Raw genomic sequence first — 12,353 nt, 5'->3', positions numbered from 1 at the left:
TACAGCAAGCCGGACCGCGCGAAAGGGCCGGGCTTGTCCGGCCATCGCTCAGAACAGGGCGAAGGCGGCCTTGATCAGGATGGTCAGGGCAACGGGCAAGCCGATCGCGAGGAGCCAGAGCGCGGAGGCATCCCGCCGGAACGCCGCCGCGTGCGCGGGATCGATCGCCTGGGCATCAGAAAGGTCCGACCAGCGCTTCTCGAACCAGCGGCAGGCAGGGATGATGCCCGCAACGAGGATAACCAGTGCGGCATAGGGCAGCAGGCCCGAGCCGCCTTCGTTCAGCGCCTTGACCGTCATGAAGATCTGCAGGCCGGTGTAGACCAGCAGCGCATAGGCGACATGGTCGCTCATCGCGCGGCGCCAGTCGCGCGGGGCCTCCGCTTGCCGTCGCGCCGTTCTTCCCGCGATCCGGGCCGCAGGGCGATGCGTATCGTGCGAAGTCTCGGTCATGGTCGATCCCCGATCAATCTCCATCTGCCGTGCGAGTATCACAGAACCGTCGCCTTGTTGCAAGGACGGTAACCAAACCGAAACATCGTTGCGCTGCACGCACCAGAAGCAGCGCAACCTCCGGATTTCGCCGGATTTGCTTCACCCTTCCCCGGTGCGATGTTCCACGAAGGCAGCGCAGCAGCTCCATCAGGCGATTGCGCCCGCGCAATGCTAGCAAAAATCCTGCCAATTCCGAGATTCTGCCCCTTTCCTGCCCCGTCATGAATGCTAGAGCGTCCTTCCATGGACAAGTCATCCGTGATCGATGCCCCCGCAGGCAGCGCTTCCGCCGACGAAGCGGGCGAAGGCAAGCGCGGGCTCGAGGTCATCTCGATCGCCAAGAGCTACGACAAGCGCGCGGTGCTGACCGACATCTCGCTGACCGTGGCGAAGGGCGAGGTGCTCGGCCTGCTCGGGCCGAACGGGGCGGGCAAGACGACCTGTTTCTATTCGATCATGGGCCTCGTCAAACCCGATTCGGGCCGCATCCTCATGGACGGAGAAGACGTAACCAACCTGCCCATGTATCGCCGTGCGATCCTCGGTCTCGGCTACCTGCCGCAGGAAACCAGCATCTTTCGCGGGATGACGGTCGAGCAGAACATCAATGCGGTGCTCGAACTGGTCGAACCCGACCGCGAGACGCGCAAGGCCGAACTCGAACGCCTGCTCGGCGAATTCGGCCTCACCCGGCTGCGCGACGCGCCCGCGATGGCGCTGTCGGGCGGCGAACGGCGGCGCTGCGAAATCGCCCGGGCGCTCGCGGCGAAACCTTCGATCATGCTGCTCGACGAACCCTTCGCCGGGATCGACCCGCTCTCGATCAGCGACATCCGCGACCTGGTGAAGGATCTCAAGCGCCGCGGGATCGGGGTGCTGATCACCGATCACAACGTCCGCGAGACGCTCGACATCGTCGACCGCGCCTGCATCATCTACGGGGGGCAGGTGCTGTTCGCGGGCAGCCCGCAGGAACTCGTCGCGGACGAGAACGTGCGGCGGCTCTACCTCGGCGAGAGCTTCACGCTGTGAGCCGGCAGCGGGGATAGGCCATGGCGCTGGGTCCGCGGCTAGACCTGAGGCAATCGCAATCGCTGGTGATGACGCCGCAATTGCAGCAGGCGATCAAGCTGCTGGCGGCATCCAATCTCGAACTCGAAACCTATATCGGCGAGGCGCTGGAGGCGAACCCGCTGCTCGAGGCGGGCGGCACGGCAAGCGAGGAGCGCGACGAGCCCGACGACGCCCCGCGCGAGGAATTCGACAGCGACCGTCTGATCGCGGCGGGTGAGGGCGAGGGCGATGCGCCGCTCGACCTCGACCCCGCCGCGCTCGACCGTGAGCGCGATACCGGAGACGGGGACAGCGGGGACTGGAGCGGCGCGCTCTCGACGTCCGGCGCGGCGAGCGGCGAGGATTACCCCGACCTCGAACAGCTCGGCGCGGCCGAAACGACGCTGGGCGAATACCTGCTGGCGCAGGTCGGAGCCGCGGCGCGGGACGAGCGGCAGGCCTTTGTCGCCCGCCACATTATCGGACTGCTCGACGATGCGGGCTATCTCGGCTTCGACCTCGATGCTATCGCCTACGACCTTGGTGCCGACCGGGGCGCGGTCGAGGATGCGCTGGCGCTGGTCCAGTCGCTCGACCCGGCGGGTGTCGGCGCGCGCAGCCTTGCCGAATGCCTTGCCATCCAGGCTCGCGAAGCCGACCGCTACGACCCGTGCATGGCGAAGCTGATCGACAATCTCGACCTGCTCGCCCGAGGGGAAATCGCGCGCCTCAGGCGGATGTGCGAGGTCGACGAGGAGGACTTCGCCGACATGCTGCGCGAATTGCGCGGCTACGATCCCAAGCCCGGCCTCGCCTTTGCGCCCTCGCGTGTCGATGCGGTCGTTCCCGACGTCATCCTGAGCGCGAACGGCACGGGCGGCTGGGACATCGCGATCAACGAGGACACCCTGCCGCGCCTCGTCGTCAATCGCAGCTATTATGTAGAGATCAGCACCTCTGCCGCTGACCGGGAATCGCAAGGCTGGCTCAAGGAAAAGCTCGCCGACGCGCACTGGCTGATCCGTGCATTGGACCAGCGGCAGAAGACGATCCTCAAAACCGCCGCCGAGATCGTGCGGCGCCAGGACGGTTTCTTTCGCCACGGGGTTTCCGAACTGCGCCCGCTGACTCTGCGCGAGGTGGCGGAGAAGATCGAGATGCACGAAAGCACGGTCAGCCGCGTGACCAGCAACAAGTATCTCGCCTGCGACCGCGGCACGTTCGAGCTCAAGTATTTCTTCTCCAGCGGGGTCGCCTCCAGCGACGGAGAAGGTGCCTCGTCCGAGGCGATCAAGGCCCGGATCCGTGCGCTGTGCGAGGCGGAAGACCCGAAGAAGATCCTGTCCGACCAGAAACTCGCCGACCTGCTCAAGGAGGAAGGCTTCGACCTCGCCCGGCGGACGGTGGCGAAATACCGCGAAGCGATCGGCATAGGATCGAGCGCCGAGCGCCGCAGGGCCAAGAAAATCGCGGGGCTCTGACCCTGGCGCGCTCCGCGAAAAGCCTAGGTATCAACACCTGCGACTCGCGGCAAAACATGGCTTTACGCTTAATTAACCTTTTCCGTTCAGATGTTGTGTGGTTAATGAAGGGCAACACCTCTTGCCGAGGCGTTACCATGCACACGATGTCCGCCATGCGGGGCAAACAGGGGACCGGAAATGCGAGTGCTTCTGATCGAGGACGAACCGACCACGGCCAAGGCGATCGAGCTCATGCTCACGACCGAAGGCTTCAACGTCTATTCGACCGACCTGGGCGAGGAAGGGCTCGATCTGGGCAAGCTGTATGATTACGACATCATCCTGCTCGACCTGAACCTGCCCGATATGCACGGCTATGACGTGCTCAAGAAGCTGCGCGTCGCCAAGGTGCAGACGCCGGTGCTGATCCTTTCGGGCATCGCCGAGATGGACAGCAAGATCCGCAGCTTCGGATTCGGCGCCGACGATTACGTGACCAAGCCGTTCCACCGCGAGGAACTGGTCGCCCGCATCCACGCCGTGGTGCGCCGGTCGAAGGGCCACAGCCAGTCGATCATCCGCACCGGCAAGCTCGCCGTGAACCTCGATGCCAAGACGGTCGAAGTCGATGGCGCGCGGGTCCACCTGACGGGCAAGGAATACGCGATGCTCGAGCTGCTCTCGCTTCGCAAGGGCACGACGCTGACCAAGGAAATGTTCCTCAACCACCTCTACGGCGGCATGGACGAGCCTGAACTTAAGATCATCGACGTCTTCATCTGCAAGCTGCGCAAGAAGCTCAGCCACGCGTGCGGCGGGGAAAACTACATCGAGACCGTCTGGGGCCGCGGCTACGTGCTGCGCGATCCGGGCGAAGAGGTCGAAGCGGCCTGATTTCCTCCTGGAATCTTCGAAATGCGACAGCACCCGGGGCGGCGACGCTCCGGGTGTTTTCGCATCGGCCCGGTCCGGGCGTTCAGGCCCGCCCGCGCAGCGCCTCGCCAAGGTCCAGCCCGGAGGGCTGCTGAAACACCCGCAGGCCGAATTCGGGAATGATGGCGAGGATGTGATCGAAGATGTCCGACTGGATCGCCTCGTAGACCGGCCATTCGGTCGTCGCAGCGAAGCAGTAGAGTTCGAGCGGCACACCCTGCGGCGTCGGGGCAAGCTGGCGCGCCATCAGGGTGAAGCCCTTGTCGCTGACACGCGGATGGTCCTTCATGTAGGCGACCGCATAGGCGCGCAGCGTGCCGATATTGGTGATCCGCCGCGCGTTCACGAGGTCGTCGCCCTCCTCGAGCGTCCGCGCGTTCCATTCGGCAAGCTCGGCGCGTTTGGCATCGAGATACGGCTTGATGAGGCGAAAGCGCGACAGCCGCTCGATCTCCTCGTCCGACAGGAAGCGGATCGTGTTCTGATCGAGATGGACCGCCCGCTTGATGCGCCGCCCGCCACTGTCCTTCATCCCGCGCCAGTTGATGAACGCGTCCGAGATAAGCCGGTGGGTCGGGATCGTGGTGATCGTCTTGTCGAAATTCTGGACCTTCACCGTGTGCAGCGCGATGTCGATCACGTCGCCATCGGCATTCATGCTCGGCATCTGGATCCAGTCGCCAACGCGCAGCATATCGTTCGACGAAAGCTGGACACTGGCGACAAGGCTGAGGATCGTGTCCTTGAAAACCAGCAGCACCACTGCCGCCATCGCGCCGAGACCCGAGAGCAGGATGAGCGGGGATTCGCCGATCAGGAGCGAGATGACGATGATCGCCGCGCCGCACAGGACGACGATCTTGAGAACCTGGAGATAGCCCTTGATCGGCCGGTTCTTCGAGATCGGGCGACGCTCGTAGACCTCGTTGACGTAGGTCAGCGCCTTTACGATCGCCATAGCGATCGAAAGCACGATCAGGCCCTGCGCGACATTGGTAATGACCAGCCGCACGGTTTCCTGCAGATTCGGGACGAAATCGATCCCGCGCGAGACGATCAACAGCGGGATGACCGTCGCCAGCCATGCGGCCGCCTTGTCCGAGGTGTCGGTCTGCTTGTCGAGGAAGGGCGCGGCGGCGCGCAGGATCACCTTCTTGAGCAGGAAATTGACCGCCAGCGCGGCTGTCGCGAGCAGCAGGAGGCCGATCAGCGACTGCACCCACAGCGCCTGTTCGTCGAAACTGGTCAAAAGGTCGTTCATCGCCCGGCGCGATAGCGGCAGAGTGGCTTCGGGCTCAAGCCCCGCCGAGGGGACTGGACAAGCGCCCCTCCCTCGCCCTAGCGCGCCCCGGTGACGAGAGAACGGCCATGACCGCATACAAGGAAGGCGACCCGACCACGCTCAGCCGGCTTTACGGCCGCTCGGTGGGAAAGCCGCTGCGCGCGCGCCAGCAGGGGCTCGTCGACAACCTCCTGCCGCAGATCGCCGTGCCCGAGGACGGCCCCGTGACCGCCGAACGCCTGTTCGGTGAGGATTGCCCGCTGCATTTCGAGATCGGCTTCGGCGGAGGCGAGCACCTCGCCTACCGCGCGGACCTGCTGCCGAACCATGGCTTCATCGGCGCGGAGCCGTTTCTGAACGGGGTCGCGCAGGCGCTGACCCATGTCGAGGAGCAGCGGCTCGCCAATGTCCGGCTCCACCATGGCGACGCGATCGAGGTGCTGAAGCGCGTGCCCGACGGTGCGCTGACGATGATCTACCTGCTCCATCCCGACCCCTGGCCCAAGGCGCGCCATGCCAAGCGGCGGATGATGAACGACGGGCCGGTCGCGCTGTTCGCGGACAAGCTGAAGCCCGGAGGCGAGCTGCGTTTCGGAACCGACCACGCGGTCTACCTGCGCCATGCCCTGATGGTGATGCAGCGTCACACCGACCATTTCGAATGGGTCGTCGATGGCCCTTCGAGCTGGCAGAACCGCCCCTCGGGCTGGTGCGAGACGCGCTACGAACAGAAGGCGCGCGATAAGTTCGGCCACGAGGTGTGGTATTTCCGTTTCCGCAGGCTGTGACACAGGGCACGGGCGCCGCCTTCACGCTCCATCGCAGCTGAGCCATCAGCGAGCGCGCAAGCATCGGTAAACGCGGCATTTTTCGGAACGCGGACGGGGGTTCGACCGTCGATTGGGTGAACACCAATCGAAAGGAAGGCAAGCATATGGCTATCACCACCCTCCGCGAACTCTACGTCGATCAACTGCAGGACATCTACAGCGCCAATCGCCAGTCGCTCGAAGCGACGAAGAAGATGCGTGACAAGGCGAGCGAAAGCGACCTCAAGTCCGCGCTCGACGATGGCGTCAAAGGCATCGAAGACGGCATGAACAAGGTCAAGAACCTTATCGAAGGCCATGATGCCGACCCGACCGGCGAACACTGCAAGGGCATGGAAGGTCTCGTGCGCGAAGCCAACGCCCACGCGATCAATGCCGATATCGAGGACGAGGACGTGCGCGACGCCTCGATCATCACGCAATACCAGCGCATGGTCCACTACGGTGTCGCCGGATACGGCACCGCCGCCGCCTTCGCCAATCGTCTTGGCCTCAAGGACGATGCCGCGACCCTCGGCAAGTGCCTCGACGAAACCCGCGAAGGCGACCGTCGCATGAACAAGATCGCCGAGCGCGAAGTGAACCCGGCTGCCGCCGCCTGATCTCGCGCGGAATCGATTGGAAGAGGGCCCGGCCGAACGGCCGGGCCCTTTTTCGTTTCAGCCGACGACGCCCGCGCTCGCCAGGACCGAGAGCGTCAGCACGTCCGGGGTAAGCGCGGTCATCGGCGCGATCTGCACTGGCTTCTCCATCCCGATCAGCATCGGGCCGACGGTCGTGTTCGCGCCCAGTTCGCGCAGCATCTTGGCCGAAAGGTTGGCCGATTGCAGGCCCGGCATGATCAGCACGTTGGCGGGCGCGGACAGGCGGCTGAAGGGATAGAGCTTCATCACCGTCGGGTTGAGCGCGGCATCGGGGGCCATCTCGCCCTCGTATTCGAAGCCCGGATCCTCGCGGTCGAGAATCGAGACGGCCTCGCGGATATTGCCGAGCCACTGGCCCGACGGATTGCCGAAGGTCGAATAGGAGAGAAAGGCGACCCGCGGCTCGTGGCCCATGCGACGGGCGACGGCGGCGGTTTCCCGCGCGATATGGGCGAGTTCCTCGGCAGTCGGCCGTTCGTTCATCGTCGTGTCGGCGAGGAAGGTCGTGTGGTTCTTGCCGATCATCATATGGATGCCGAAAGGCAGCGCGCCCGGCTTGCGGTCGAGCACCATGTTCACCTCGCGCACCGTCTGGGCGAAAGTCCGGGTGAGCCCCGAAATCATCCCGTCGCCGTGGCCCAGCGCGACCAGCAGCGCGGCGAAGACGTTGCGCTCCTGGTTAACCATGCGGCGCACGTCGCGCTCGGTATAGCCGCGCCGCTGGAGCCGCTTGTAGAGATAATCGACCATCGCGGGCACGTGCTCGCTGTCGGCCGAATTCTGGATCTCGAAACTGCCCGGATCGCTGACCGAAAGCTGGTGGAGCTTGTCGAGAACCGCTTTGGTCCTCCCCACCAGGATCGGCTTGCCATAGCCGAAATCGCGGAACTGGATCGCGGCGCGCAGCACGACTTCTTCCTCGGCCTCGGCAAAGACCATGCGCTTCGGGTTCGCCTTGGCCTCGTTGTAGACGCCGGTGAGCACCGAGGTCGTCGGGTTGAGCCGCGAGCGCAGCTGCATCCGATAGGCGTCGAAATCCTCGATCCGCGCCTGCGCCACGCCCGAATCCATCGCTGCTTTGGCGACGGCCGAGGAGACGACCTCGATCAGCCGCGGGTCGAAGGGGGCCGGGATGATGTAGTCGGTCCCGAACTTGTGATTCTTGCCATAGGCCGCCGCAACCTCTTCCGGCACACGTTCGCGCGCGAGCTCGGCGATCGCGGTGGCGGCGGCGACTTTCATTTCCTCGTTGATAGTCGTCGCCTGCACGTCGAGCGCGCCGCGGAAGATGAACGGGAAGCCCAGCACGTTGTTGACCTGGTTGGGAAAGTCGCTGCGCCCGGTGGCGATGATCGCGTCGGGTCGGACTTCCTTCGCCTCGTCCGGCATGATCTCCGGGACCGGGTTTGCCATAGCGAAGATGATCGGCTTGTCCGCCATCTTCTTGACCCATTCGGGTTTCAACGCGCCCGCCGCCGACAGGCCGAGGAAGATGTCCGCGCCTTCGAGAGCCTCTTCGAGATCCTTCGCATCGGTCGCTGTCGCGTGCGCGCTCTTCCACTGGTCGACATTGTCGCGGTCGGGCGTGATCGGGCCGGAGCGGTCGCACATGATGACGTTCTGCGGCGACACGCCCATCGCCTTGATGAGGGCGGTGCAGGCGATCGCCGCCGCGCCCGCGCCGTTCACCACGACCTTCACGTCCTTGATGTCGCGATTGGTCAGGTGGCACGCATTGAGCAGGCCCGCCGCGGTGATGATCGCAGTGCCGTGCTGGTCGTCGTGCATGATCGGAATGTTCATGCGCTCGCGCAGAGCGGCCTCGATGATGAAGCATTCGGGCGCCTTGATATCCTCGAGGTTGATGCCGCCGAAGGTCGGCTCCATCAGCGCGACCGCCTCGATGAACTTCTCGGGGTCGTCGGTCGCGAGCTCGATATCGATTGAATCGACGTCGGCGAAGCGCTTGAACAGCACCGCCTTGCCTTCCATCACCGGCTTCGAAGCGAGCGCGCCGAGATTGCCCAGCCCGAGGATCGCCGACCCGTTCGAGATCACCGCGACGAGGTTCGCCTTCGCCGTGTAGCGTGCGGCCAGCTTCGGATCCTGTGCGATCGCCTCGACCGGGGCGGCGACGCCCGGCGAATAGGCGAGGCTCAGGTCGCGCTGCGAGGTCATCGGCTTGGTCGCGACGATTTCCAGCTTACCGGGCCGGATCGTCTCATGGTAGAATAGCGCCTCGCGCGTGGTGAAGCCGCCCTTGGGCGCGCCCTCTGCTTCATCGGCCATGCCGGTATCCCTCCAAATGCACCAGATCCTTCGCGTCCCAGCCGCTTAGCCCGGCCTTGCCGGAAACGATAGGCTCTTGTGCGGTGCGCTTCAGAGAAGGGCGGAGGGAACAGGGGAAAGCGTGGGCACGCCTCGTTCCGAATCGCTTGCGCGGTGCTAGTCGAAAGCCATGGCCGCAAGCACCGCCTCGAAAGCCACGGGCAAGCCGACCCCGATGATGGCGCAATATCTCGCGCTCAAGGAGGAGGCGGGCGGGTCGCTCCTGTTCTACCGGATGGGCGATTTCTTCGAGCTGTTCTTCGAGGATGCGAAGACTGCCTCGCAGGTGCTCGACATAGCGCTGACGACGCGCGGCGAGCACGGGGGCGAGCCGGTCCCGATGTGCGGCGTCCCGGTCCATTCGGCGGAAGGCTATCTCGCCCGGCTGATCAAGGCGGGCTGCAAGGTCGCGATCGCCGAACAGGTCGAAACGCCCGAGGAAGCCAAGGCGCGGGCGAAGCGCGAGGGCACGCCCTCTTCGAAAGTGCTGGTCAAGCGCGACATCGTCCGTTTCGTCACGGCTGGCACGCTGACCGAGGAGGCGCTGCTAGAACCGCGCCGGGCGAACCTGCTGGTGGCGCTCGCCGAAGTGCGCGGGGTCATTGGGATCGCCAGCGTGGACATCTCGACCGGTCGCATGGTGCTCGAGGAATGCGCGCCGGAAATGCTGGGTGCGGAACTCGCCCGGCTCGGGCCGAGCGAAATCGTGGTGCCGGAGGATTTCGCCTTCGTCCACGAGCCCGGCATGGAAGAGGCCGCGACACATCCGCAGAGTGCCTTTTCGAGCGATGGCGGGGCGGAAGCGCTACGCAAGGTCCACGGAGTCTCCACGCTCGACGGGTTCGGGGATTTCACCCGGCCCATGCTGGCGGCGGCGGGCGGGCTGGTCGCCTATCTCGACCACGCCGGGCGCGGGCGGCTGCCACTGCTCCTGCCGCCGGTCAGGCGCACGGGCGGCGCGGGGCTGGCGATGGACGAGGCGACCCGCACCAGCCTCGAAATCTTGTCCAGCACCACCGGCGGACGGGCGGGCAGTCTCGCCGCCGCGCTCGACCGCTGCTCGACCGGGGCCGGATCGCGCCTGCTGGCGGAGGATCTGTCGGCCCCACTGCTCGACCGGGAGGAAATCGAGGCGCGGCTCGCGCTGGTGCGGTTCTGGCTCGACCGCCCGATCGAACGCGCGCGCCTGCGCGAAAGCCTGCGCGCCCTGCCCGACATCGGGCGCGCGCTCGGGCGGATCGCGGCGGGGCGCGGGAGCCCGCGCGACCTGGGGCAGGTGCGCGACGGGCTCGCCGAAGCGGCGCGGTTGCATGAATGGCTAGCGGGAGAACCCGACCGCCCTGCCCTCCTCGACCGCCTGCTGCCTGAGCTTTCGGGCCATGGCGCGCTCACCGACCTGCTGTCGCGAGCGCTCGTCGCCTCCCCCCCGACCGAGCGCGGCAATGGCGGCTTCATCGCCGGCGGCTACGATGCCGCGCTCGACGAACTGCGCGAGGTGTCGGGCAACGCGCGCAAGGCGATTGCGGCGATGGAGGCGCGCTACCGCGAGGAGACGGGAACGCCCTCTCTCAAGATAAAGCACAACGGCGTGCTGGGCTATTTCATCGAAGTGCCCGCCCGCCATGCCGATCGTTTCATGGCCGCCGACAGCGGCTTCACCCATCGCCAGACGATGAAGGACGCGGTGCGGTTCAACTCGCTCGCCCTGCACGAAGAAGCCTCGCGCATTTCCGAAGCGGGCGGGCGCGCGCTGGCGGCGGAGGAGGCGCATTTCGAGGAACTGGTGGGCGAAGTCCACGCCGCGCGCGAGGCGATCGCGCGGACCGCGGCGGCACTCGCGCGGATCGACGTGGCCGCGGGCAATGCCGAGCGCGCGGCGGAGGGCGACTGGTGCCGGCCCGAGATCGAGGAAGACCCTGTGCTCGACATCCGCGGCGGGCGGCACCCGGTCGTCGAGGCGGCGCTGGCGAAGGCGGGGGAACGCTTCGTCGCGAACGACTGCGCGCTTTCGGGCGAAGACCGGCTATGGCTGATCGGCGGGCCGAACATGGGCGGGAAATCGACTTTCCTGCGCCAGAACGCGCTGATCGTTCTGATGGCGCAGGCCGGCTGCTTCGTGCCCGCGACCTCGGCCCGGATCGGGCTGGTCGATCGCCTGTTCAGCCGCGTCGGCGCGTCCGACAACCTCGCGCGGGGACGTTCGACCTTCATGGTCGAAATGGTCGAAACCGCCGCGATCCTCGCGCAGGCGGGGGAACGCAGCTTCGTCATCCTCGACGAGGTCGGGCGCGGCACATCGACCTATGACGGGCTCGCGCTCGCCTGGGCGGTGGTCGAGGCGGTCCACTCGCGGATCGGCTGCCGCTGCCTGTTCGCGACCCATTACCACGAACTCTCCCGGCTCGCCGAAAGCTGCCCGGCTCTCTCGCTCCACCATGTCCGCGCGCGCGAGTGGAAGGGCGACCTCGTCCTGCTCCACGAACTCTCCGAGGGTCCGGCGGATCGCAGCTACGGGCTCGCCGTCGCGCGGCTGGCGGGCGTGCCGAAGGAAGTCGTCGAGCGGGCGGGACAGGTGCTCGAAAAGCTTGAACAGGCGCGCACCGAAACCGGCGGGCTGGCGGCCGGCCTGGGCGAATTGCCGCTCTTCGCAGCGGCCGCCTCGGCCCCGCCCGAGCCGAGCGGGGAGGAGCGCATCGCCGCTCGCCTGCGCGATCTCGATGTCGATGCCCTGTCCCCGCGCGAGGCGCTCGACCTGCTTTATGACCTCAAGCGCGCGGCAACCTCCACCAAACCTTAACCAAGCCCGCGCTAGTCTCATTCCGCCATGTCGAGGACCATTTTCGAGAACAGCAAGGCCGCGCTCGCATTTGCGGGCATGGTGGTGGTGGGCGCGGGTATCTTCGCCGCCACGCAGGGGGACATGACCTCCACGCTGGCCGAGGAATCGGCGGTCGAGCGCAAGGTCGAACCGAAGGTCCCGGCGACCCAGCCGGCCGCGCAGGGCTTTGCCGGGGACGCGCCGGGCGACGACTGGTACAACCCGCGGAGCGAGCCCGCCCCGCTTGACGCGCTGATCGACGATGCGCGCGGGTTCGACCCGCTGCCCGATCGCTCGACCGAGCCGGGCTCACAGGATTTCGTCATCCTCGAATCCAAGGTCGAGGCAAAGCGGCGCCCCGGCCCGGCAGGCATCGGCGATCCGCCCAAGGGCGAAGGGCCGAAGAACCAGCCCAGCGCACAGACCCGAGCGATCGCCGCCGATCTCGAGCCGGGGGCGAAGGTCGGGAGCGGCCCGCCCCGCTGATGCGGCGCGCCGAGGAGGCGC

Annotated in this window: 10 protein-coding genes; 7 read left to right on the top strand and 3 right to left on the bottom strand. The window is 66.2% G+C overall.

Features of this window, described 5'->3' with window-relative positions:
• Positions 1 to 48 precede the first annotated feature (48 nt).
• Positions 49 to 453, bottom strand: coding sequence for a hypothetical protein (locus G9473_RS14460; protein WP_291134239.1), 405 nt, complete (start codon positions 451 to 453; stop codon positions 49 to 51).
• 285 nt (positions 454 to 738) lie between these two features.
• On the opposite strand from G9473_RS14460, the gene lptB reads away from it, so the two are divergent.
• The 3 genes from lptB to ctrA all read left to right on the top strand — a co-directional run bounded on the left by lptB (position 739) and on the right by ctrA (position 3,905).
• Positions 739 to 1,527, top strand: a complete 789-nt coding sequence (gene lptB / locus G9473_RS14455; protein ID WP_291134236.1) for an LPS export ABC transporter ATP-binding protein — start codon at positions 739 to 741, stop codon at positions 1,525 to 1,527.
• A 20-nt stretch (positions 1,528 to 1,547) separates the two neighbouring features.
• Positions 1,548 to 3,029 carry an RNA polymerase factor sigma-54 gene (gene rpoN, locus G9473_RS14450; RefSeq protein WP_291134232.1) on the top strand — a complete coding sequence of 494 codons (1,482 nt, stop codon included), beginning with the start codon at positions 1,548 to 1,550 and terminating at the stop codon, positions 3,027 to 3,029.
• Positions 3,030 to 3,209: 180 nt separating this feature from the next.
• Positions 3,210 to 3,905 (top strand): response regulator transcription factor CtrA, encoded by a 696-nt coding sequence (ctrA, locus tag G9473_RS14445; RefSeq protein ID WP_291134230.1) that lies wholly within the window; start codon positions 3,210 to 3,212, stop codon positions 3,903 to 3,905.
• Positions 3,906 to 3,987: 82 nt separating this feature from the next.
• Here the strand turns inward: ctrA and G9473_RS14440 are convergent, their stop codons facing one another.
• Positions 3,988 to 5,205 carry a mechanosensitive ion channel domain-containing protein gene (locus tag G9473_RS14440; RefSeq protein ID WP_291134228.1) on the bottom strand — a complete coding sequence of 406 codons (1,218 nt, stop codon included), beginning with the start codon at positions 5,203 to 5,205 and terminating at the stop codon, positions 3,988 to 3,990.
• A gap of 107 nt (positions 5,206 to 5,312) precedes the next feature.
• Between G9473_RS14440 and G9473_RS14435 the strand changes: the two genes are divergently transcribed.
• Both G9473_RS14435 and G9473_RS14430 read left to right on the top strand, forming a co-directional pair.
• Positions 5,313 to 6,014, top strand: a complete 702-nt coding sequence (locus G9473_RS14435; protein WP_291134225.1) for a tRNA (guanosine(46)-N(7))-methyltransferase TrmB — start codon at positions 5,313 to 5,315, stop codon at positions 6,012 to 6,014.
• A 146-nt stretch (positions 6,015 to 6,160) separates the two neighbouring features.
• Positions 6,161 to 6,658: a ferritin-like domain-containing protein gene (locus G9473_RS14430; RefSeq protein WP_291134222.1), complete on the top strand. Its 498-nt coding sequence runs from the start codon at positions 6,161 to 6,163 to the stop codon at positions 6,656 to 6,658.
• A 57-nt stretch (positions 6,659 to 6,715) separates the two neighbouring features.
• Here the strand turns inward: G9473_RS14430 and G9473_RS14425 are convergent, their stop codons facing one another.
• Positions 6,716 to 8,989 carry an NADP-dependent malic enzyme gene (locus G9473_RS14425; RefSeq protein ID WP_291134219.1) on the bottom strand — a complete coding sequence of 758 codons (2,274 nt, stop codon included), beginning with the start codon at positions 8,987 to 8,989 and terminating at the stop codon, positions 6,716 to 6,718.
• 214 nt (positions 8,990 to 9,203) lie between these two features.
• Here G9473_RS14425 and mutS point away from each other — a divergent pair, with 214 nt between their 5' ends.
• Both mutS and G9473_RS14415 read left to right on the top strand, forming a co-directional pair.
• Complete coding sequence (gene mutS / locus G9473_RS14420; protein ID WP_291138509.1) at positions 9,204 to 11,825, top strand: DNA mismatch repair protein MutS; 2,622 nt, start codon at positions 9,204 to 9,206, stop codon at positions 11,823 to 11,825.
• A 27-nt stretch (positions 11,826 to 11,852) separates the two neighbouring features.
• Complete coding sequence (locus G9473_RS14415) at positions 11,853 to 12,332, top strand: hypothetical protein (protein ID WP_291134216.1); 480 nt, start codon at positions 11,853 to 11,855, stop codon at positions 12,330 to 12,332.
• Positions 12,333 to 12,353 lie beyond the last annotated feature (21 nt).

Source organism: Erythrobacter sp., assembly GCF_011765465.1.
Lineage (GTDB): Bacteria > Pseudomonadota > Alphaproteobacteria > Sphingomonadales > Sphingomonadaceae > Erythrobacter.
The sequence above is the reverse complement of the archived record's forward strand: the minus strand, read 5'-3'. Positions and strand labels throughout refer to the sequence as shown.

What these genes read in the sequence shown, in the direction of transcription:
- G9473_RS14415 (WP_291134216.1), top strand. Translation starts at nt 11,853, where the DNA reads ATGTCGAGGACCATTTTCGAGAACAGCAAGGCCGCGCTCGCATTTGCG.
- G9473_RS14460 (WP_291134239.1), bottom strand. Translation starts at nt 453, where the DNA reads ATGACCGAGACTTCGCACGATACGCATCGCCCTGCGGCCCGGATCGCG.
- G9473_RS14435 (WP_291134225.1), top strand. Translation starts at nt 5,313, where the DNA reads ATGACCGCATACAAGGAAGGCGACCCGACCACGCTCAGCCGGCTTTAC.
- rpoN (WP_291134232.1), top strand. Translation starts at nt 1,548, where the DNA reads ATGGCGCTGGGTCCGCGGCTAGACCTGAGGCAATCGCAATCGCTGGTG.
- lptB (WP_291134236.1), top strand. Translation starts at nt 739, where the DNA reads ATGGACAAGTCATCCGTGATCGATGCCCCCGCAGGCAGCGCTTCCGCC.
- G9473_RS14440 (WP_291134228.1), bottom strand. Translation starts at nt 5,205, where the DNA reads ATGAACGACCTTTTGACCAGTTTCGACGAACAGGCGCTGTGGGTGCAG.
- ctrA (WP_291134230.1), top strand. Translation starts at nt 3,210, where the DNA reads ATGCGAGTGCTTCTGATCGAGGACGAACCGACCACGGCCAAGGCGATC.
- G9473_RS14425 (WP_291134219.1), bottom strand. Translation starts at nt 8,989, where the DNA reads ATGGCCGATGAAGCAGAGGGCGCGCCCAAGGGCGGCTTCACCACGCGC.
- G9473_RS14430 (WP_291134222.1), top strand. Translation starts at nt 6,161, where the DNA reads ATGGCTATCACCACCCTCCGCGAACTCTACGTCGATCAACTGCAGGAC.
- mutS (WP_291138509.1), top strand. Translation starts at nt 9,204, where the DNA reads ATGATGGCGCAATATCTCGCGCTCAAGGAGGAGGCGGGCGGGTCGCTC.